Annotated in this window: 23 protein-coding genes and 2 tRNA genes; 20 read left to right on the top strand and 5 right to left on the bottom strand. The window is 43.5% G+C overall.

The annotated features are described in order from the left end of the window. Positions 1 to 262 precede the first annotated feature (262 nt). The 9 genes from GX348_09145 (at position 263) to dnaB (ending at position 8539) form a co-directional block, all read left to right on the top strand. Entirely contained in the window at positions 263 to 547 is a 285-nt protein-coding gene (locus GX348_09145; GenBank protein ID NLP42345.1) for a 30S ribosomal protein S6, read from the top strand. A 19-nt stretch (positions 548 to 566) separates the two neighbouring features. Further along, positions 567 to 977: a single-stranded DNA-binding protein gene (locus GX348_09140; protein ID NLP42344.1), complete on the top strand. Its 411-nt coding sequence runs from the start codon at positions 567 to 569 to the stop codon at positions 975 to 977. 16 nt (positions 978 to 993) lie between these two features. Next, on the top strand, positions 994 to 1224 hold the full coding sequence (locus GX348_09135; protein ID NLP42343.1) for a 30S ribosomal protein S18: 231 nt from the start codon (positions 994 to 996) through the stop codon (positions 1222 to 1224). Positions 1225 to 1422: 198 nt separating this feature from the next. Beyond that, positions 1423 to 1734, top strand: a complete 312-nt coding sequence (locus GX348_09130) for a hypothetical protein (protein ID NLP42342.1) — start codon at positions 1423 to 1425, stop codon at positions 1732 to 1734. Further along, positions 1735 to 2688 carry a YybS family protein gene (locus tag GX348_09125; protein NLP42341.1) on the top strand — a complete coding sequence of 318 codons (954 nt, stop codon included), beginning with the start codon at positions 1735 to 1737 and terminating at the stop codon, positions 2686 to 2688. Between the two features lie 36 nt (positions 2689 to 2724). Further along, complete coding sequence (locus GX348_09120) at positions 2725 to 4725, top strand: DHH family phosphoesterase (GenBank protein NLP42340.1); 2001 nt, start codon at positions 2725 to 2727, stop codon at positions 4723 to 4725. Continuing rightward, entirely contained in the window at positions 4697 to 5143 is a 447-nt protein-coding gene (locus tag GX348_09115) for a 50S ribosomal protein L9 (GenBank protein NLP42339.1), read from the top strand. The genes GX348_09120 and GX348_09115 overlap by 29 nt, the downstream gene beginning before the upstream one ends. Before the next feature lie 15 nt (positions 5144 to 5158). After that, entirely contained in the window at positions 5159 to 7096 is a 1938-nt protein-coding gene (gene lonC / locus GX348_09110; GenBank protein ID NLP42338.1) for an ATP-dependent protease, Lon family, read from the top strand. Positions 7097 to 7204: 108 nt separating this feature from the next. After that, entirely contained in the window at positions 7205 to 8539 is a 1335-nt protein-coding gene (gene dnaB / locus GX348_09105; GenBank protein NLP42337.1) for a replicative DNA helicase, read from the top strand. Between the two features lie 169 nt (positions 8540 to 8708). Here dnaB and arsA read toward each other — a convergent pair whose 3' ends face one another. The 3 genes from arsA to GX348_09090 are packed head-to-tail and all read right to left on the bottom strand — an operon-like array spanning position 8709 to position 11170. Continuing rightward, positions 8709 to 10463 (bottom strand): arsenical pump-driving ATPase, encoded by a 1755-nt coding sequence (arsA, locus tag GX348_09100; GenBank protein NLP42336.1) that lies wholly within the window; start codon positions 10461 to 10463, stop codon positions 8709 to 8711. 14 nt (positions 10464 to 10477) lie between these two features. Then, positions 10478 to 10834 (bottom strand): arsenite efflux transporter metallochaperone ArsD, encoded by a 357-nt coding sequence (gene arsD / locus GX348_09095; GenBank protein ID NLP42335.1) that lies wholly within the window; start codon positions 10832 to 10834, stop codon positions 10478 to 10480. A gap of 24 nt (positions 10835 to 10858) precedes the next feature. After that, a complete protein-coding gene (locus tag GX348_09090; GenBank protein ID NLP42334.1) occupies positions 10859 to 11170 on the bottom strand; it encodes a winged helix-turn-helix transcriptional regulator in 312 nt (103 codons plus the stop codon). 418 nt (positions 11171 to 11588) lie between these two features. Between GX348_09090 and GX348_09085 the strand changes: the two genes are divergently transcribed. The 8 genes from GX348_09085 (at position 11589) to GX348_09050 (ending at position 18695) form a co-directional block, all read left to right on the top strand. Beyond that, on the top strand, positions 11589 to 11801 hold the full coding sequence (locus GX348_09085) for a winged helix-turn-helix transcriptional regulator (protein ID NLP42333.1): 213 nt from the start codon (positions 11589 to 11591) through the stop codon (positions 11799 to 11801). Beyond that, positions 11801 to 13039, top strand: coding sequence for a DNA polymerase IV (locus tag GX348_09080; GenBank protein NLP42332.1), 1239 nt, complete (start codon positions 11801 to 11803; stop codon positions 13037 to 13039). The genes GX348_09085 and GX348_09080 overlap by 1 nt, the downstream gene beginning before the upstream one ends. 16 nt (positions 13040 to 13055) lie before the next feature. After that, positions 13056 to 13292 carry a hypothetical protein gene (locus GX348_09075; GenBank protein NLP42331.1) on the top strand — a complete coding sequence of 79 codons (237 nt, stop codon included), beginning with the start codon at positions 13056 to 13058 and terminating at the stop codon, positions 13290 to 13292. A 319-nt stretch (positions 13293 to 13611) separates the two neighbouring features. Continuing rightward, positions 13612 to 15216 carry an ABC transporter substrate-binding protein gene (locus GX348_09070; protein ID NLP42330.1) on the top strand — a complete coding sequence of 535 codons (1605 nt, stop codon included), beginning with the start codon at positions 13612 to 13614 and terminating at the stop codon, positions 15214 to 15216. A gap of 25 nt (positions 15217 to 15241) precedes the next feature. Next, positions 15242 to 16249, top strand: a complete 1008-nt coding sequence (locus GX348_09065; protein ID NLP42329.1) for an ABC transporter permease — start codon at positions 15242 to 15244, stop codon at positions 16247 to 16249. Next, the gene (locus GX348_09060; protein ID NLP42328.1) at positions 16242 to 17108 is read left to right on the top strand and encodes an ABC transporter permease; all 867 of its coding nucleotides are present in this window, start codon (positions 16242 to 16244) and stop codon (positions 17106 to 17108) included. Before GX348_09065 ends, GX348_09060 begins: the two co-directional genes overlap by 8 nt. A 12-nt stretch (positions 17109 to 17120) precedes the next feature. After that, a complete protein-coding gene (locus GX348_09055) occupies positions 17121 to 18056 on the top strand; it encodes an ABC transporter ATP-binding protein (protein NLP42327.1) in 936 nt (311 codons plus the stop codon). A gap of 12 nt (positions 18057 to 18068) precedes the next feature. Next, positions 18069 to 18695, top strand: a complete 627-nt coding sequence (locus GX348_09050; GenBank protein NLP42326.1) for an ATP-binding cassette domain-containing protein — start codon at positions 18069 to 18071, stop codon at positions 18693 to 18695. Between the two features lie 67 nt (positions 18696 to 18762). Here the strand turns inward: GX348_09050 and GX348_09045 are convergent, their stop codons facing one another. Together GX348_09045 and GX348_09040 are read right to left on the bottom strand one after the other, a co-directional pair. Next, positions 18763 to 19128 (bottom strand): DUF2512 family protein, encoded by a 366-nt coding sequence (locus GX348_09045; GenBank protein NLP42325.1) that lies wholly within the window; start codon positions 19126 to 19128, stop codon positions 18763 to 18765. Between the two features lie 79 nt (positions 19129 to 19207). Next, positions 19208 to 19915 carry a DUF421 domain-containing protein gene (locus GX348_09040; GenBank protein NLP42324.1) on the bottom strand — a complete coding sequence of 236 codons (708 nt, stop codon included), beginning with the start codon at positions 19913 to 19915 and terminating at the stop codon, positions 19208 to 19210. Between the two features lie 534 nt (positions 19916 to 20449). Between GX348_09040 and GX348_09035 the strand changes: the two genes are divergently transcribed. The 3 genes from GX348_09035 (at position 20450) to GX348_09025 (ending at position 22012) form a co-directional block, all read left to right on the top strand. After that, complete coding sequence (locus tag GX348_09035; GenBank protein ID NLP42323.1) at positions 20450 to 21733, top strand: adenylosuccinate synthase; 1284 nt, start codon at positions 20450 to 20452, stop codon at positions 21731 to 21733. A gap of 123 nt (positions 21734 to 21856) precedes the next feature. Then, positions 21857 to 21932: transfer RNA gene (locus GX348_09030), tRNA-Lys, on the top strand. Positions 21933 to 21937: 5 nt separating this feature from the next. After that, positions 21938 to 22012 (top strand) — tRNA-Glu (locus GX348_09025). Positions 22013 to 22063 lie beyond the last annotated feature (51 nt).

Genomic DNA, 22063 nt, shown 5'->3' with positions numbered 1-22063 from the left:
GCAGTTCGCTTGTGAAGCTTGTGGAGCCGCCATGTACCCTCGCTATTACAAAGGAGTTCATGGGTTTGAGTATCGGATATCAGATGTGAGGAACTAAAAGGACCGCGCTAGCGGTTTTTCTTATTTTTTCGATTTCCTTGCATTATTTTCATAAGCAGTGCTATAATATATTGGTCAAGGACATATTTAGGTTTCAAATTTAATTTTGAACCCTTCCTGCTCCCCATGAGGGAGCCATTAGTCCATAGGAGGAGGTGTTTTCGTGAGAAAATACGAAGTCATGTTCATTGTTAAGCCGGCTGAAGAGGAGGCAATAAATGCGGTAATTTCCAAATTTGAAAACCTCATTCAAAATAACGGCGGCAACATTGAGAAGATTGATCGCTGGGGCAAAAAACGCCTGGCATATGAAATCGAAGACTTCGCTGAAGGTTTCTACACGATCTTCTATTTTACCGGCGAGCCTGCAGTAGTTGCTGAGCTTGACCGTGTAATGAAGATTACTGATGAAATTCTAAAGCATATGATTATTAAAGAAGACGAATAGAGGCCAGGGGGGATTTACCATGAATAAGGTTATATTGGTCGGTCGTCTCGCCCAAGATCCGGAAGTCCGGTATACACAAAGCGGTAAGGCGGTTGCCTCATTTAGTCTTGCTGTCAATCGGTTTATCGGCGGTCAAGGGCAAAAAGAGGCTACTGATTTTATTCCCATAGTTGCATGGGAGAAGCTGGCCGAAATTTGTGGCAATAATCTTACCAAAGGACGTCGTATACTTGTTGAAGGCCGACTCCAGATTCGCACCTATGATGCGAATGATGGTCAAAAGCGCCGTGTTGCTGAGGTAATAGCTCAAAACATTGAGTTTTTAGAAAGCAAACAAAGTACCGGCGGTGGAAATATCAGCGGCAGCGGGCCAGCTGATAAGAATCCCTTTGGCGGAGAGGTCTTCCCTGAAGAAGAGATTCCATTTTAAAGGGAGGTAACTATCGGTGAGACGTGAAAGAGGCAGAAAGCCTAAGAAAAAAGTCTGCAGTTTCTGCGTTGATAAAGTAGATGGCATTGACTATAAAGACGTGCCTAAGTTGCGCCGTTACACAACGGAGCGCGGTAAGATTTTACCACGCCGTATTTCGGGCAACTGCGCTAAACATCAGCGTCAGTTAACACTGGCTGTTAAACGTGCACGCATGATCGCGTTGCTGCCGTTTACTGCAGAATAAAATACATTTTTACAATTAGAAGGTCAAGGGTGCCAATCGCATTCTTGACCTTTAATGTTTTGGCTATTTATTATTGCAAAGGGAATAGTTGGGTAATGGGATGGTCAGCCTATTGGAAAAGGGGATTTTTAAAGGCTAGGCAGGAAACCGCGGTCTTTTTTGCGAATTATAATGAAATAGGTAAAGGGGGAGTAGCGATTGTTTTCTCATGAATCGGATATTTTGCGCAAACTGCGATTGCTCGAATCGCTAAAAGCGGAATTAGTGACAAACGTCGGCCAACTTTACCAAGCCATTGCTAGAAACGGAGGGCAATCTATCACCGAAGGGCTGGCTTCAGTCATCTTGTCTTGCTATATACTTGCAAGAAGGCTAGGGATTGATTTTGCCGCGCTCGATGAAACTGTCTCAGCCAAAATTAGCCAGAATATAAAACGAGAACATGAAGCAGAAGAACTATTTGGAGATTTTAGCGAATATCAAAGATACTTACGCAAAAGAGGTGGCTAAATGCAACAAACAAGAGTTAGACCAATGGTTGAAGGCGGCGTATTGTCCGCTATAGCAATAATTTTTGCTATCATCAGTGCCTATTTACCGGTGGTAGGACCGTTTGTAAATCTTATCTGGCCGGTTCCGATTATTTTGCTAGGGGTTCGTCACGGCTATAAATGGAGTATCTTGGCTACCGCGGTAGCAGGATTGCTTATTGCCATGCTTATGCACCCTCTCCATGCCGTAAGCGTTGTGGTCGGATTTGGCCTAATTGGTATTGTGCTAGGCTATGCAATCCGGGCTGAGTACAGTCCAATGAAAGCAGTAGCGTGGGGCACAGCTGCCTCTGTTATTTCTAAAGTGGCTGCGCTAGCAATCAGCGCTGCTGTGCTCGGTATGAATCCATTGGCAATGCAGACAGACTTTCTGGGCAAAGCGGTAGAGCAGGCTGTTGAATTATACCGCGGGTTTGGTATGACTGAAGAAAATATTGCTCAGATTGCCAACAATATGACAGGCTTAATTGACCTGCTCAAAGTTATCCTGCCTGCTGGTTTCATACTTGCCGCTGTTGTTGATACTTACCTTAATTTTATGATTGCTAGAATTGTGCTTAAAAAACTGGGACATCATGTCGAAGATTTTCCGCCTTTCAAATTATGGAGCTTGCCCCGGTTTGTCGGTTATTTCTTTGTATTGTCGCTGGTCGGTATGTACTGGGGTAAATCCCGTGAGTTAGTTATGCTCTACAATATTTCTGCTAATATCCAGGTATTGACAAGTATGTTTTTATTTGTGCAAGGTCTGGCTCTATTTTACTACATTGCCGATAAATACAATTTGTCAAGGCTGACTCGGGGTATTATACTGGTTCTAATATTAACTAACGGTTTTTTATCACAAGGGTTAGTTTTTGCCGGTGGTATCGATATGGCAGTCGACTACCGCGGCCTTCGAAGATCTGATTAAAACACAAGGCCAACGCCTCTATGGGAGGATTTGTTTATGCCACAAGGTCCATCTTTTTGGTTTGATACGCGAATCTATCTATTGGTAGCGTCTGCGCTGCTGATGGTTATAATTTTCTATAATAAATATGTGGCCGTATTGGGAGCCATTCTAATAATTGCCCTGTACTTGTATGGTCGGGAAAGGCACAGAGAGCAGCAGAAGGCGCTTAATGATTTTCTCGATACAATGGTTCACAATGTCGAAGAGATTACAACATATGCCCTCAAAAAATTACCCATGGCTATGGTAATAATTGATAATGACGGCAAACTCAAGTGGTGTAATTCAAGGTTGTTTGATTGGGCCCCCGAGGATCTGAAAGCCGGTGATTCTCTGCTTAAAGTTTGGCCCAATCTACCACTGGAAGAGATTTGGGATCAGTCGGGCAGTTTGATTTTCCAAGCCGATGATAAGTATTATCAGGTTATCCACAAGCCGCTTGAAAATGCGCGTGCCGGCAATCTGCTGGCACTTTACATTACAGACGTTACGGCTTGCCAGCAGGCTTGTGCAGAATGCCGCGCTGCAATGCCGGTTACTGCCTATATTCAGATTGATAACTATGACGACGTGCTTCAGGGACTTACCGACAATCAGCGGTCTGACGTTATGCTTGAAGTTAATAAGCTTTTAGCTGCTTGGATAAAAGATCTCGACGGGTTTATTAAAAAGTATGCTGAGGATATGTATGTAGCTGTATTTTCCCGACAGGCCCTTGACAGACTACTCAAGGATAAGTTTGAAGTTCTTGATAGAATCAGAGAGATTAAAAGTGGTAATAAGATTCCGGTTACCATCAGCATGGGAGTTGTAGCTGATGAGAACGGCTTTGGCGCTATGGCTGAACAGGCGCAGGCCGGTCTTGACCTCGCACTTGGCCGGGGGGGTGACCAGGCTGCCGTTCATATTAACGGGAAAATTCAGTTCTATGGCGGTAAAGCCACAGTTGTTGAAAAGAATACAAGGGTTAAGGCCCGTATTGTTGCTCATGCTATTCGGGAAAGCATTGAAAACTCTAGCTTAGTACTCATAATGGGACATGTCAATGAAGACTTTGACAGTCTAGGTGCTGCCATAGGGGTCGCTAAGATGGCCCGCCATATGAAAAAGCAGGCCTATGTTGTTGTTAGTAAGCCGAGTACGACAGTAAGTAAACTAACTGACGTGTTTGTCGATTACGAAGAATATAAGGATTTGTTTATTGACCCGGAAACAGCGCACGGACTGATAACTCATGATTTACTTGTATTCTTGGTTGATGCTCATCGTCCGGAGCTGGCTGCCGATCGAGGGTTGTTAAATGTAGCCGAGCGGGTAATTGTGATTGATCATCATCGCCGAAGTGAAGGGTTTGTCGATAATCCATTACTAGTATATCTTGAACCATCTGCCTCATCAGCCAGTGAACTGGTAACTGAATTGCTGATGTATTTCGATGATCAGTTGGAATTAACCCGGTTGGACGCGACAGCGCTTTATGCTGGCATTGTCGTTGATACCAAAAATTTTGCGGTTCAGGCCGGTGTCCGAACTTTTGACGCTGCTTCCTACCTGCGGCGAGCTGGTGCAGACCCTACCTTGGTCCGCCATTTATTCCGGATTGATTTTGCTACAATGAAAGCAAGGGCCGAAATAATCAGCCGAACCGAAGTACTTCCGGGCGGGGTTGTAATATCCCTATGTCCGGAAAATGTAACAAATGGCCAACTTGTAGCGGCGCAGACCGCTGATTCGCTGCTGCACCTCGAAGGGATTCGGATGAGTATCGTGCTGTTTTCAATACCCGAGGGTGTAGGCATCAGCGCTAGGTCGCAAGGTGATATAAATGTCCAGGTACTTATGGAGGAACTGGGCGGCGGCGGTCATCAGACGGTGGCAGGTGCTCAGCTTAAGCAAGTCACCCTTGAAGAAGCCAAACAGCGAGTAATTGAGCTCGTTGCCAATTATATACGGGAGAGTGAGCAGAATGAAAGTAATCCTGCAGCAAGAAGTTAAGAAATTAGGCAAAAAAGGGGCAATTATCGAAGTTTCTGAAGGATATGCCCGCAATTATCTATTGCCACAAAAATTAGCTATTCCAGCTACAAATAGCAACGTAAATACTGTTAAATTGCAGAAAGAGGCTGAGGCCCGCAAGCATCAGCGTATATTGGATGAGGCTAAGGTTTTGGCGGCCCAGCTAGCCAAAGTTGAGCTAACCATTAAGGTTAAAATGGGGGAAGGCGGCAGGCTTTTCGGCTCGGTTACAGCTAAAGACATTGCCGATGCCCTGTTAGCTGCCCATAAACTTGAATTAGACAAACGCAAAATTGAGCTTAAAGAAAGCATTAAAGCGCTTGGCACCTACCCTATAACCATCAAAATTCACCCCGAAGTCAGTGCCCAGATTCAGGTTCACATCATTGCAAATTAGAAAGAGGAAGTACTAATGAAATTTTTCGACAAGTTTCTCCCTAGCAAGCCTCCTAAGGCTGTAAAGGCTGTAAAGGCTGTTGAAGACGACCAACTCAAACGGCAAGTTGCTGCCTTATATGGACTGTATTCCGGTATGATCAGTTCGGAGAAACTGGTACTCAAGGCGGGGAAACTCGACGCGCTTCAGCTTATGAAATCCGAAAGTTTGCCTGAACGGGTGCTGGCGCTGCAAAAGTTGGTATTTGAAGATCCGACAGTCGATAAACGCCCGACCATGGAAGAAATTCCCGCAATTTTGGCTGATATTGAAGACGAAATTGCCGATTTGATGGCTCGCCGGGTGGTTGAGGACAAAATCGAAAAAAAAATCAACGAAAAGATGGAAGAACGCCATCAGGAATATATCAAAGAAATCAAAATGCAGGTGCTTAAGGAAGAACATAATGTTGAGAACCCGCAGACGTTAAAGAAATATGCCATGCTTGAGGTACTCGAGGGTAAGAGCCTAACCAAGTCTGCTATGGAATTGGTAAGGCCGAACACCCTAGAGGAAATAGTGGGCCAGGAGCGGGCTGTAGAAGCTCTTCGAGCCAAGTTGGCGTCGCCCTATCCTCAGCATTTGATTCTATACGGACCGCCTGGGGTTGGTAAAACAACTGCCGCGCGGCTTGTGCTTGAAGCAGCAAAAAAACTCAAGTTTACGCCATTTGCCCAAGACGCGCCATTTATCGAAGTAGACGGTACGACACTGCGTTGGGATCCACGTGATATGACTAACCCGCTGTTAGGTTCGGTGCACGATCCGATATATCAAGGCGCCCGCCGTGATTTAGCTGATACTGGGGTTCCTGAACCTAAGCCCGGTTTGGCGACCGATGCGCATGGCGGTATCTTGTTCATTGACGAAATTGGCGAGATGGATGCCATGTTGCAGAACAAGCTGCTCAAGGTGCTGGAAGATAAACGCGTCAAATTTGACTCAGCTTACTATGATCCGAGTGATCCTAATGTCCCCAAGTATATCAAGAAACTATTTGAAGACGGCGCACCGGCTGACTTTATTCTCATCGGGGCCACAACCCGAGATGCCCAGGATATCAATCCGGCGATTCGGTCCCGCTGCGCTGAAATATACTTTGAACCCCTGACCCCTAAACATATTGAGGCAATAGTTTTCAATGCCGCGGCTAAGCTTAATGTCGGCCTCGACCCTGATGTGCCGAAGCTCATCAGTGAGTATACTATCGAAGGACGTAAAGCCATAAATATTTTAACCGATGCTTACGGCTTGGCCATTTACCGATTAGGTGAAGCTGAAGGCAATGTTACTATCTCGACTGACGACGTATACCGGGTCGTACAAGTAAGCCGGCTGTCACCCTATGTTACCCGGAAGGCTGCTGCAGAAGCCGAAGTCGGCAAAGTATTCGGCCTTGGCGTTGCAGGTTATCTAGGCTCAGTTATCGAAATTGAAGCTGTCGCTTTCCCGGCTGCAGAAAATGGAAAAGGACGCATTCGTTTCAACGACACAGCCGGCAGTATGGCTAAGGACTCAGTATTTAATGCCGCGGCTGTTGTCCGGAAGATTACTGAGAAAGACCTTTCTAACTATGATTTGCATATTAACATCATCGGTGGCGGACGAATTGATGGGCCATCAGCCGGTACGGCCATCATGACGGCCATTATATCGGCCATTACTGGTCAGCCAGTCCGCCAGGATGTGGCGGTAACCGGCGAAGTTTCAATTCAGGGTAAGGTTAAGGCCGTCGGCGGCGTTTTTGAGAAAGCGTACGGCGCTAAACAGGCCGGTATTACCACCATTATTATTCCAAAAGAGAACCAGAAAGATATACCGGCGGGGCACCTTGGCCTGGATATCCGTCCGGTTGAGGATGTTGAAGCGGCGCTGGCCGTTCTGCTGGTAAACGATAATCAAGCTACAGCATAACCAATTTGTGTATTTTATTCTTAACGGTGAAATTAGGTCTGTCTCTTGTGATAGTACCTGATTTCACCGTCTAAGTATGGCCCAATTGGGGCCGAGGAGGTAAGTGTTTTGTTAGATAGAGTACCACCGCAGAGTGTGGAGGCTGAACAGGCTGTCCTTGGCGCCATGCTGATTGAGCGCGAAGCCATCTCTAAGGTAACTGAATTTTTACGTCCGGAAGATTTCTACCGGGAGGCGCACCGGCTTATATATAATGCAGCGCTTGAGCTGTTCAATAAAAATGATGCCGTTGATATGGTAACAGTTACGGAGTTTCTGCGCAAAGACGATAAACTGGAAAGCGCAGGCGGCATAGCCTACATAACCTCATTAGCTAATAGTGTTCCTACCGCTGCCAATGTTCTATACCACGCACGGATCGTTGAAGAGAAATCGTTGCTCCGCCAGCTGATTAATGCTGCCACCAACATCGCCGGATTAGGCTATGAAGCCAGTGACGAAGTTGCCAGCATCTTGGATTCAGCCGAAAAAATGATTTTGGATGTATCGGGCCGCAAGGTTGGAAAAGAATTTACCCCAATCAAAAGTATAATTTTCGACGCTTTTGACAGAATCCAGGGTCTGTATGAATCAAAAGGCGGCATTACCGGTTTGGCCTCTGGGTTTAAAGATTTTGACCGTTTAACCTCAGGGCTGCAGCCGTCCGACCTGATCTTAATTGCTGCCCGGCCAAGTATGGGTAAAACCGCCTTTGTGCTCAACATTGCCTCACATGTGGCCATTCGCGAGAAAAAGACGGTTGCATTCTTTAGTTTAGAAATGTCTAAGGAGCAACTAGTGCAGCGGATGCTCTGCGCTGAAGCCCCGATTGACTCTCAGCGGCTGAGAGTCGGTGATTTGGAGGGCAAGGACTGGCAAAAGCTTGTCAATGCCGCGGACAGGCTGTCATCGGCCGGGATTTTCATTGATGATACCCCGGGGATCACCGTTCTTGAAATGCGGGCCAAAGCGCGCCGCCTTAAAATTGAACATGATCTGCAGCTTATCATAATTGACTATTTGCAGCTGATGCAAGGTTCGGGCAAAAATAAGGGCAGTGAAAACCGTCAGCAGGAAATATCGGAAATCTCGCGTTCGCTTAAAGGTTTGGCCAGGGAACTAGGTGTTCCGGTTATAGCTCTCTCGCAGCTTAGCCGGAGTGTAGAATCCCGCCAGGTCAAAAAGCCGATGCTCAGTGACCTTAGAGAATCTGGTTCTCTCGAACAAGACGCCGACATTGTTGCCTTCCTTTATCGAGAAGACTATTACAATCCTGATACCGACAGGAAGAATATTACCGAAGTTATCATCGCCAAACACCGTAACGGTCCTGTCGATACCGTGCAATTATTCTTCCATAAACAGTTCACTAAGTTCGCTGATTTATCGCGAATGGATGCGTAGTAGTGTTGTAGATCTAGCCATAATGTGAAATTCTGAATTATTAGAGCAAAAGAAAGGGATGGGCCGCAAATATTTTGGACCATCCCTTTTAAAATTTTTAAGGATTAAATTTCTAACCCTTGTTTCCTTCGTTGCTTGACTTTAAAATCTATACCTTAATTGTTGCATTTTAAGATTTTATAAGGTTCAACAACTCTGCACCTTGAATATTATTCTTGTACCATTTGATTAGTATCGTATTACCCTTTGATATTTCCGTTACTTTATTGATCCATTCAACTTCACCTTGAGCTTTGTTTTTTAGCAAAGGACTTTGAGTATTCGTTAGATATAGGCTTGAATTAACAACCCACCACTTGGAATGTATATTGGCCCGCTTTAAATCTTCTGCCAATCTAGCTGCTTCATGTACTGGTGTCGCTTCCGGAAGGGTTATGATGACAACCTCTGTTTCTGCCGCATTTCGTAATCTAGGTAATAGTTTTTTTACGCTTTCCGGTATATCGCCCTGGCTTTTTTGGATTTCTTTGTGATAACTTTGGGTAGCGTCCAAGAGCAGGAGAGTGTGACCAGTTGGTGCAGTATCAATAACTACAACTTGATCATTGGTTGCCTGATCAACTATTTGCGCGAAAGCTCTAAAAACGGCTATCTCCTGCGTACAGGGCGAGCGCAAATCTTCTTCAATATATGCTAAATCTGCATCGCCCATTGACTCTCTGGCTTTAGAAAGTACCTCTTCCTTATACTTTTCTAACTCGGCTTTTTCATCAATATGACTTATAGATAAATTATCGCATTCACTAATTAAAAAATTCAGGTGGTGTGCAGGATCAGTTGTAGTAAGGTGAACATTTACACCTTTCCCAACTAACCCTAAGGCAATGGCTGCAGCGAGTGTAGTTTTACCAACGCCGCCTTTGCCCATGGTAAATATAACCTTTTTATGGCTTTTATGAAGCTCATCAATTAGTACATCTAAAGAGAATACTTTATTTAACTTAACCGCCGGCAGCTCTGGCGCTAGGAAGTTATTAGTTAGCATTCTGCGTATATTTTTTATTCCATAGACGTTATACGCTCGCAGAGGGATATAGTAGATCGGAATATTTACCAGTGAAACTGGCATATTGTCAAGTGCCTGCTGTTGCTTATTGTAAAGCGCTAAAGCTGTCTCATCATCTGGCTTATCAATTTCAAGCACGCCATTAATAATTAGCATTTGGTTATTAACCCCAAGGTCGCCAAGTTCTTCTGAAGCTCGCTTAGCCTCAAGGAGTGGCGTGTTTTCAGGGCGTGCAACAAGTACAACCGTTGTCATACTTTTATTAGACAAGGTTTCGACAGCGGTCTTATACATTTGTTTGTTGCTTTCTAATCCGGATAATTGCCCTAAGCAGGACGCTCCATGAGTATTTTCACTTATAAAGTTACTCCAAGCAGAAGGAAGCTGGAGCATTCTCAAAGTATGCCCAGTTGGAGCGGTGTCAAATATGACATGGTCATAGTTGCCTTTAATGTTTTCGTCAGTAAGAAACTGAGAAAACTCATTGAATGCAGCAATTTCTACGGTACAGGAACCGGATAGCTGTTCCTCCATACTTGCAATGGCCGAGTTAGGCAGGATGCCTTTATATGGACCAATCACTTTTTCCTTATATTCATGAGCTGCTTCAATCGGGTCAAGATTGACGACTGTAAGATTTGGTGCTTCCGGTATTACCGTACCTTTATTATCAAGGCTAATACCAAAAACATCTTGCAGGTTAGAAGCTGGGTCGGTACTAACCAGCATGACACGTTTCCCACTATCAGCTAAATTTACAGCTGTTGCACACGCAGCAGAAGTTTTACCGACGCCCCCCTTGCCGGTGAAAAAGAAATACTTAGTCAGCTTTAATTGAGAAGGACTAAATAACTTCATAACAGCTTCCTCCATTAACAATAACAGTTTGATCCACAGCAGCCGCCTTTTTTAGGTTTGCTCATCACTGTAATCCCAGTCCAATCGGAAAACTCTTTGTTAGTGGGATAAGTTTTCGTTTTAACAACCTCACCGTCACATAAGGTTATTGGCAGTATTTCAGGACCGTACTGTTTTAAATAATTGCTTATTAAAGGATTCTCAATGAAAGCTTGAGGTTGGCCAGATAGATTAAATCGTTCAATATCTACGCCTTTTCGTTTTAGATTCTCAATAACAGTAGCTACGCGTAAGAGTTCTTTGTCAACGCTTGCGCCACAAACTCCGGTTGCACAGCACATAGCTGGATCGTAAATAACTATTTTTTTCATGATCTCACTCTCCATAATTAATTTTTAGCACTGGATGTTTTTCAGTTTGCTTGTATCAAATGAAAATTTATTACTGGCTTGTTCTAACAAGGCATCTAGAAAAGGATATTCACTATAAACCTTAGATGGGATGTCGTAGTATACCCATTGAGCGGTTTTTTGTGCTTCAATAAGCCCGACAAGCCTAAGTTTAAGCAGGTGCTTCGAAGTGGCGGATTGTGAAATTGACAAAACCTGCTCAATTTCACATACACATTTTTTGCCGCTTCGCAGATAGCACATTATAGCTAATCTATTGTAATCTGCAAGAGCCTTTAAAACGTCGATGTAATCCATAAGTCACCCACTTAGTATATTCTTATATTCCCATTTAGGAATATATATTCATTATATTCGTCAGTATTTAATTTTGCAACGAATCATAACGAGGGTATGCAAAAAATATTTTTTTATATAAGCATTTGCGAATGGTATCGTGGTATCGCAGTATCGGGGGTCATGGTATCGAGGGTCAGACTTGACTTATCCTCTAAAAATTGACTTATTGTAGGCATTGTCAAATAAGTCAAAAAGCAAATAGTCAAGCCTGACCCTAAACTTTCTATTTAGTCCCCATCAAAAGATGGGGTTTTTCAATTCTAGCGTCCTTTAATTAACGCTAATAATAAGATAATGCTAGTTTTTCCCTTTTGACGAGAACGTATGTTTGTTATAAAATAAATACAAGCGAACATATGTTTTTATTGAGGTGATGATAATGCTCACTCCGCGACAAGAGCAAATTTTAAATTTCATTAAGTCATATCCGCATCAATACCCGCCATCAATACGAGAGATAGGCGCGGGTGTTGGCCTAAGTAGTCCTGCAACGGTACATAGTTACTTAAATGACTTAGAGCAAATGGGGTTTATTGAACGTAAACACAACTCTTCTCGGTGCATTACCGTCAAGGCGCAGGCGGTATAATGTCACGGACAATACTGCACGTCGATTTAAACAACTTTTACGCTAGTGTGGAATGTCTCTATAATCCGTCAATTAGAGACAATGCTGTAGCAGTAGTCGGTGATGCTGAAGCTCGTCATGGAATTGTACTTGCTAAAAATGGGATAGCTAAAAAGTTGGGAGTAAAAACCGGTGATGCGATTTGGGAAGCAAAACAAAAGTGCCGTGACCTTGTTACAGTCTCAGCAGATTTTAGAAAATATCTTAGGTTTTCCAAGCTAGCTAAGGCAGTTTATGCTGACTATACAAATCAAATAGAACCATTCGGGGTAGACGAGTGTTGGCTTGATGTAACAGGCTCAACTCACTTATTTGGAAGTGGTAAGGAGATTGCCGATGAAATACGCGCAAGGTTTAAAGAACAATTAGGGCTAACTGCCTCTGTTGGCGTATCCTTCAATAAAATTTTCGCTAAGCTAGGCAGCGACATTAAAAAGCCAGATGCTACAACGGTAATCAGTGAAGAAAATTTTCGGGAAATTGTTTGGCCGCTACCAGTAGGAGAATTATTGTATGTCGGGCGTTCAACACGAAATAAGCTCAATAACCGGTCAATATACACAATCGGTGATTTGGCTAATCGTGATATCGAAAAATTAAAGCTACTGCTTGGCGTATGGGGAGAGACCCTTTGGTACTTCTCTAATGGATTAGACGGAGCCCCGGTAAGGCAGATCGGCGAAGAAAGCTTAATCAAGTCTATCGGAAACAGCACTACGACTGCGCGGGATTTAGTTAATCCTCAAGATGTCAAACTGATAATATACGTTCTTGCAGAAAGCGTGGCGGCTCGTTTACGTAAGCATGGGCTTAGATGTAGAACGGTATCAATCAGCGTCAGAGATAAAGACTTATATTCCTTTGAGAGACAAAGTAAGCTAAAACAGCCAACATTTATTTCTGAGGAGATTGCAGGTAAGGCAATGGATATTTTTAATGCTAGTTATAATTGGGATAAACCGATACGAAGTGTTGGAGTAAGGGGAATGGACTTGGTGACTGCAGACGGAAACATACAATTAGATCTATTTGACGGTGACAATATATTAGGTGAAACTTTAGAACGAACAATAGATAGCTTGCGTAAACGATTTGGACACTATAGTATTCAACGCTGTGCTATGTTATTAGATAGACACTTAACCGGATTTAACCCCAAAGATGACCATACAATACACCCTGTTTCCTATTTTAAATAAATAGGAGGAAATATACGTGGGAAAAGCGTACGTACAAATTATTGCAAAACACGATTTAAATGGTTACACGCAGCCATTAGTTCTCATATGGGACGATGGTCGGCGGTTTAGTATAGACCGCGTACTTGATGTCAGGATGATGGCCTCTTTAAAAGCAGGCGGGCAAGGCATACGATATAGCTGCCGAATTTGTGGCAAACAGGTTAATCTGTTTTGTGACGAAGGTAAATGGTTTATTGAGACTGGCAACTAACTTTTGTCGGTCATCTCATCTTGACAGGGTTATTATTGAATGCTATAATTTTAGTATAAAAATGAAATTATGGAAATTTTATAAATATGACAGAAGTCATATTTATAACTTGAAGCAATAAAACAACAGACAACATCATCGATGCTAAATATGGTATGAAGCCATGGGGACTAACTTGCCCAAGGTTTTTTACCATTTTTTTTTGCGGAAAACTTTATCTGATGACCGAAAAAGTTGGATAAGTTCGGCTAAGCTTTATTTAAGGAAATGTGTTTAATACTGCGGCGTTTGGAAGATGCCCTTAATGACGGAGGTAAATGTGAAGAACCAAAAAATTTTAGCGTTATGCTTAATAGTTATTTGCTTATTTACCGTAGTCGGGTGTGGTAAAAACGCAGATAAAAACACTGATACAGCAGCAAACGACAGTGTTATTATCGCCATAGATCCCGAATCAGAACCCGCAGCGGGCTTTGACCCGATTATGGGCTGGGCTGCTGGCGAACATACCCATGATCCTTTGATTCAAAGTACCTTGCTAATTACAAAAGATGACATTACAATCGGGTATGACCTGGCAAAAGAGTATACGATTTCGCCGGATGGCCTCACCTGGACTTTTAAAATTCGTTCTGATGTAAAATTTACGGATGGTGTGCCGCTTACGGCCAAAGACGTGGCTTTTACCTATAATAATGCCATGAAGCAGCCTACCGAGACAGATTTGTCGATGCTAAAATATGTTGAAGCCATTGATGATACAACTGTTGTCTTTCATTTTAATACCCCTTACTCGGCATTTGCCTATACGGCAGCCGTTGTGGGCATTGTTCCCGAACATGCTTATAATGCTGCGACCTATGGCCAAAATCCGATTGGCTCCGGTCGCTACATATTAAAACAATGGGATAAAGGCCAGCAAGTAATTTTGGAAGCTAATCCAAATTACTATGGCGAGAAACCGAAAATGAAGAAAGTTACAATTGTATTTATGTCTGAAGATGCTTCCTACGCGGCAGCTAAAGGCGGGCAAGTAGATGTGGCATATACAGCTCCGTCTTACACTGTTAGTCCGGTTAAAGGTTATAATATTCTTTCGTTTAATACAGTCGATATTCGCGGTCTTAACCTCCCGGTTGTCCCGGCAGGGCATAAGACACCTGCCAAGAAAAATGGAGAAACCTATCCTGCAGGCAATGATGTAACTTCCAATTTAGCTATTCGCCAGGCAATTGCCTGTGCTATTGACCGTGAGGCTATCGTGAAGAATGTTCTCTACGGCTACGGTTCGGTGGCTTATAGCGACAGCGTAAATGAACCTTGGGAAAATGAGGCCATGAAAGTAGCGTATGATCCAGCCAAAGCTAAGGCAATTTTAGAAGCAGACGGCTGGCAATTAAACGCAGATGGGATTTATGAAAAAAACGGTTTAAACGCCGAGTTTGATTTGCTCTATATTTCATCAAACTCAGTTCGGACTGGAATCGCTATGGCTGTAAAAGAGATGTTGCAACAAGTAGGAATAAAGGTCAATCCGATAGGCTCAAGCTGGGATAAAATCGCAACTTTATGTTATGAGACCCCCCATGTTTTTGGGGCCGGATTACATTCGCCGACCGTTGTTAGAAGTCACTATTATACAGGTAAAAACTATGCTTCGTACTCCAATCCCACTGTAGATAATTACATTGACCAAGCGTTAGCTGCTACTTCGTTAGAGGCATCTTATCAATCTTGGAAAAAAGCACAATGGGACGGAACTACCGGGGTTACTCCGCAAGCCGATTCTCCTTGGGTGTGGCTGGTAGAACTCAAGCACGTCTATTTTGCTAAAGAAAGTCTGAATGTGATTGATAAGAAAATTCATCCGCATGGTTATGGCTGGACGATTGTTAATAATGTCCACGAGTGGTCTTGGAAGTAATATATAAACTAAAATGAGGTATTTTATGGCTATAGGACCGCATTCCGGCATGTTAAAATATATCGGAAAAAGTATAATCAAAATATGTTCCTTGTTAATTGCCGTGAGTATTCTTTCGTTCGTCTTGGTTTCAGCATCGCCTATCGATCCAGTCCGGGCATATATCGGGGAAATAGGTATGACTAATATGAGTGCGGAAAACTTGGCCAAACTCGAGGCTTACTTTGGCTTAAATACACCGCCAGTAGAAAGATATTTAAATTGGTTTAGCGATTTTATTCGCGGTGATATGGGATTATCGCTGCTGTATCGCCAGCCTGTCGCTAGTGTTATCCAGGTTAAATTTATGAACTCGATGGTTCTAATGACAACAGCCTGGGTCTTTTCAGGTATCTTAGGATTCGTATTAGGGATTACTGCCGGCCTATATCGCGGGCAATGGATTGATAAATTAATTAAAGGCTACTCATTACTTATCGCCAGTACGCCAACCTTTTGGCTGGCCTTGGTTCTGTTGATGGTTTTCTCGGTGTGGCTGCAGATATTACCAATCGGATTGAGTGTGCCAATTGGCGTTAATGCTGCTGAAGTCTCAGTTTTTGACAGCATAAAGCATGTGATTTTACCTGCTTTAACTTTGAGTGTAATCGGAATTGCCAATATCACCTTGCACACCAGGGAGAAAATGATAGACATCATGAGGGAAGATTATATTCTGTTTGCTAAAGCCCGGGGAAAGAGCAGGATTGCTATTATCCGTCATCATGCGCTCCGCAATATTATGCTTCCGGCCATAACCTTGCAATTTGCGTCTATCAGTGAAATTTTTGGCGGTTCTGTACTGGTAGAACAGGTTTTTTCTTATCCAGGCTTAGGCAAAGCCGCTGTTTCTGCCGGTTTAGGCGGTGATGCGCCATTGTTGCTAGGTATTGCAGTAATCAGCGCTGCCTTAGTGTTTACCGGTAATTTAATTGCCAATCTTTTATATGGGATAATTGACCCTAGAATAAGGCGGGGAAGCGCATATGAATAATGCAGTTTCTGTAACAGTTCTCCAGAAGTACCAAAGGAAAGGCTTGAATCAACGGACTAAAACCAGGGTGCATTTGACCTGTGGCGGTATTTTTTTAATAGCGATTACCGTAATCGGTACTATAGTGGGAGATGCGGCGATAACAACGAACTTTACACAAAAAAATCTCTTGCCGCACATGGCGCATCCGTTTGGCACCGACTGGCTAGGCAGAGACATGCTTTCCCGTACCTTAAAAGGAATTTCTATTAGTATTTATATTGGGCTTTTTGCCTCGCTTGTCAGTTCAATTATAGCCGCCGTCCTGGGAGCGGCGGCCGCAACTTTAGGAAAAAGAGTCGATGCCGTCATAACCTGGTTTATCGATTTAGTGATGGGTATTCCCCACCTTTTACTGCTTATATTGATTTCCTATGCACTTGGCAGGGGGACAATCGGCGTCGTTGTCGCGGTTGCTATAAGCCACTGGCCGTTATTGACCAGAGTAATCCGGGGCGAGATCCTTCAGTTAAAAGAAGCAAATTACATAAAGATTGCTGAAAAGCTAGGGCACAGCAAAATGAAAATTGTTGTGAAACATATGATTCCGCATGTATTACCCCAGTTTTTAGTTGGGTTAGTGCTGCTATTCCCTCATGCCATTTTGCATGAAGCAGCCCTCACCTTCTTAGGCTTTGGCTTGCCTCCGGAACAACCCGGTATTGGCATCATCCTGTCGGAGAGCATGAAGTATCTATCGCTTGGTATGTGGTGGCTGGCGCTTTTTCCCGGATTGGTTTTGTTGACGACAGTTATGCTGTTCGATTTGGTCGGAGATAGTTTACGCAAGATTATTGATCCTTATAGTGTCCGGGATTAAGGAGGTAGTGCGTTGTCCTGCATAAACAAAAAACACATTTTGCAGATAAAAGACCTGTCAGTTTCGTTTACTCAATATGAGCAAGGGTTAAGGCAGATTGAGTTGAAGGTCATTCACAAATTAAATGTTTCGGTGCATGAAGGAGAACTTGTTGCCGTGGTAGGGGCCAGTGGTTCGGGAAAGAGCCTCTTGGCCCATGCAATTTTGGGGATATTACCGCACAACTGTAATGCTGAGGGCAATATTTGGTTTGAGGACAAATTATTATCTCGGGACTGTATTGAGGAACTGCGCGGCAAACAAATTGTTTTGGTCCCGCAAAGTGTAAATTATCTTGACCCTTTAGAGAAAGTCGGTAAACAAGTTAGACGCGAACGGAACGAGGAGACTATCTACAAAAAACAAGCGGAACTGTTTGACTTCTATAAACTGCCGCAAAACACCGGTGAGCTTTATCCCTTTGAATTATCAGGCGGCATGGCCCGAAGGGTGCTTCTTACCACTGCGATGATGGAAAGCCCGCGCTTGATTATAGCTGATGAACCAACGCCTGGCCTTCATTTAGAAGCAGCTAAAAAAGCCATGGGCCACTTTCGTGAATTTGCCGACCAAGGCAATGGTGTGCTCCTTATTACGCATGATATTGAATTAGCCTTGGAAGTAGCTGATAGAATTGCTGTTTTTTATGCAGGAACCACTGTAGAAGAAGCCCCGGTAGCAGACTTTGAATCAGTTGATACGCTTCGCCATCCGTACACCAAAGCGTTGTGGCGAGCCTTACCTCAAAACGGTTTTCATCCCTTTCCCGGAAATCAGCCTTATGTAACAGATATGCCCAAGGGTTGTCCATTCGGTCCTCGATGTTCTCAATTTACGCCGGAATGTGAGGGCGATATTAAGGAACAGACGATACGTTGCGGAACGGTTCGCTGTATCCATGCAGAATGAGGAGCGATGAAAATGGTTTTAGAGGCCCAAGGGATATCTTTTGGTTATAAAAAAGGTTTAGATATATTGAAAAACTTTAATCTTACCGTCGAAAGCCACGAACGAGTCGGTATTGTAGCCCCCAGCGGTTTTGGCAAGACCACGCTGTGCCAAATTTTATCAGGTTATTTAAAGCCTGCAAGTGGCCAGGTGCTCTTAGACGGTACTGACATTCATAAAATGAAAGGCTATTGTCCTGTGCAAATGATTTGGCAGCATCCGGAAAAAGCCGTTAATCCCCGGTTACGCATGAAAGATATAATTGCCGAAGGAGATGTAATTGAAGATCGGATTATAGATGGCTTGGGCATCGAACGTGATTGGTTCAATCGCTTCCCTCGCGAATTATCCGGTGGGGAACTGCAGCGTTTTTGTATTGCCAGAGCGTTAGGTAAACGGACAAGATTCCTCATTGCTGATGAAATTAGCACAATGCTTGATCTTATTACTCAAGCTCAAATATGGAACTTCCTGCTAGAGGAACTAGCAGAAAGAAATATTGGACTTATTGTCGTAACCCATAGTAAGCCATTGATGGAGCACATTACTACTCGGCAAGTTATATTAGATACCTTGTTTGTTAAAGATAATGTTATTTAAGGCAAAAACCCGAGGAAGATGATCTCGGGTTTTTGTTGTTACGCTTTATAGGCATTGGAAGTAAGATTTAAGGTCGTTCTTGTCCGTCGCTGTCAACTTTACCGCTGTTTACTAGATGGATATGCATAAAATGTTCGGTAGCGCCCACTAAAAGACCGGCGATTATAGCACCGAGAAATGTAATATCGGCAGCAGCGGCGTTCTGGCTAAAGTAAACTATTAACGTAGTTGCTAAAAAATCAAGAATGGTACTGGGCCAAACTGTTCCATGACTTAAAAACATAACTTCCATACCGAAACCGACGACAGCTATTAAAGTGCCAATAAGTATTGGGAATATAATATTGGGGTAGTCGACATGGGACGGAATAATTAATGATAAAGCAACTAAAACAATCGGGCAGACGATAATTTTCATTAGTAGACCAGTCATAGCAATACCAACCTCCTTTTTCATAGTTTGCTATATCGCTGGATGAATTATTCACTTGGGGGGCGGTGCGAGCTACAAGCTATTTTCGGCTAAAGCTTGAACTGGTTTTAGGATTAATGAAAAGCTGACCTTTCGAATCGATACCAGCATAGGTTACTTCTGATATATCGGATACACCTCGGTCAGCAAGTTGTTTTTCTAGCCATACCTGAGAATGATTGCTTTTTCGTAAATTACGCTCGATGATTACACCGTCCATAATTAGCTCCACTGGGAAAGTGGGGTCTGGCATGTGAATATTAAGATCACTCTTGGTCAGCGCTTGATAATCTGCTTTCTTAATTATGCTTAACTGGCCTGTTGTTTCTAAAATGGCATACTGCACTTCGCTTGGATCAAGAACGCCCTGCTGGCGCAGATTTCCGGCTAATTCATCGATGTCATAGTGTAGGCCGTGCATGTTTTCCTCAAGAATGCGGCCGTTTTCGATAACGATTGTCGGCGAGCCTTCAATAAGTTTTCTGAGCGGACGGCTTCTAATTGTGATTTGTGATATAGCATAGGTCAGTATCACAAATAAAACGAGGTCATAAAAGTTGTTCCATACCTTGTTAGCTTCAGCTGAAGCAATATTGGCGGCCAGTGAGCCAATAGTAATACCGCTGACGTATTCATAAAATGTTAGCTGCCCGACTTGCGTTTTGCCAAGAAATCGGGTAAAAATGAGCAGGCTTATGAATACTAAGGCTGTCTGCCAGGTATCGCGAATAAATTCCTGTAGCTCCATATTAGAGTCCACCTCACCAATCAAATCAATATATGTAGGTTGGACTAAAGTCGAGCGAGATATGCTATAGATATAAGATAATTTTGCATCGATGAGAAGATATCGATATCAGGTGTATGTTCGCCCGGCTAGATGCACAGAGATCATACGCAGTCTGTTTAAGCAGGAATTTCGCGGATAGGCTGTAAAAATCCGAACATTAAATGAGTATAACTTGTTAATATTCGAAGTTTTTGTTGACAGTCGACGGAATTTAATGCTATGATAAGCAAGGGAAAAAGGGCAGTTTTTTGCCCAACCGGGCTTCGAAACATTTGCTTTGTTTCCCGGGCAAAGTCATGTCTTGTTGAGTGAATTGCTCAAACAACGGGCAAAATAAAAACTAAATATAGCCTTAAATTATAGGTTGAAGTTTCGAGTATTCCGATATCTGCGCCATATGATGCAATCATGGCCAGATTTGGGCTCTAGGATAAACGCAACTAACAAGATATGAGGCTGAAGTTTAGCTGAATTAAGGAAGGGTGAATTGATATGTCAGCAGTAGTTGTTATCGGTACCCAGTGGGGCGATGAAGGTAAAGGTAAAATTGTTGATTATCTGGCAGAAAAAGCTGACGTTGTAGTCCGTTATCAGGGTGGCAATAATGCCGGGCATACTGTGGTGACCGGCGGAGCTGAATTTAAACTCCATCTTTTACCGTCAGGCATTTTATATAAAGGGAAAACTTGCGTAATTGGCAATGGCGTAGTTATTGATCCAGGCGTGCTGATTAAAGAAATCAAAGGCATGCAGGAAAAAGGTATCGATACCAGCGCACTTAAAATTTCTAACCGGGCTCATGTTATTATGCCGTATCATCGTCTGCTTGATGAGGTTGAAGAAGAGTATCGCGGTGCTCATAAGATTGGAACAACTAAACGTGGTATTGGTCCATGTTATATGGATAAAAATGCAAGAGTTGGCATCCGGATTGTTGATTTGATGGATGAGCAAGAGTTTACCGAGAAGCTTGAGCGCAATCTAGAGGCTAAAAACCACTTGTTGAAAGCAGTTTATGGCGTTGAAGGTTTCGATTTCGAAACTATGAAAGCTGAATATCTTGGCTATGCTGAAGAACTGCGTCCGTATGTCGCTGATACCTCGGCAGTGCTTCACAAAGCTATATCCGACGGAAAAAAGGTATTATTTGAAGGTGCGCAGGCTACTCAGCTCGACCTTGATCATGGCACTTTCCCATATGTAACTTCATCGCATCCGATTGCCGGCGGCGCGTGTATCGGAGCCGGCGTAGGACCGACGAAAATCAGCAAAGTCATTGGTACCGTAAAGGCTTACAGTACACGGGTAGGCGAAGGTCCGTTCCCGACGGAGCTGCTGGATGAAACCGGCGATCATATTCGCGAAGCAGGTCATGAGTATGGTACAACAACTGGCCGTCCACGCCGCTGTGGCTGGCTTGATGCCTGTATTGTCCGTTATGCAGGCTATGTAAGCGGTATCGACTATATGGCGATTACTCGTCTTGACATTCTGGATAAACTGAAAACTCTCAAAATCTGTGTGGGTTATAAATATAATGGTCAGCTTCTTGATGAATTCCCGGCCAGCCTTAAGGTTTTAGATAAGGTTGAACCGGTGTATGAAGAAATGCCGGGTTGGGAGACTGATATCACTGGTGTCAGAAAATATGATGACTTGCCGGTAAATGCTAGAAAGTATCTTGAGCGCCTCAGCGAAGTCGCCGGTATTAAAATCGGAATTGTCTCGGTTGGCCCAGGTCGCGAACAGACAATGATTTTGCATGAAATGTTTTAACAGCTAACTAGTGCGCCAGGTACGTAGAGGCTTTTCGCCTTTATGAACTTGGCGCTTTATATTTTGGGAAAGTAGTTGACAATAATTCGAACTTAGCGTATAATCTTGTCTTGTGGAGATAATGACCCACTAGCTCAGTCGGTAGAGCACCTGACTTTTAATCAGGGTGTCGATGGTTCGAGTCCATCGTGGGTCACCACTTTCGGCCCGTTGGTCAAGCGGTTAAGACACCGCCCTTTCACGGCGGTATCAAGGGTTCGATTCCCTTACGGGTCACCATTTATGGGCGATTAGCTCAGCTGGGAGAGCGCCTGCCTTACAAGCAGGATG

It is taken from the genome of Veillonellaceae bacterium (assembly GCA_012523975.1).
Lineage (GTDB): Bacteria > Bacillota > Negativicutes > JAAYSF01 > JAAYSF01 > JAAYSF01.
Note: the sequence above shows the minus strand (reverse complement) of the source record. Positions and strands in the feature narration are given on the sequence as shown.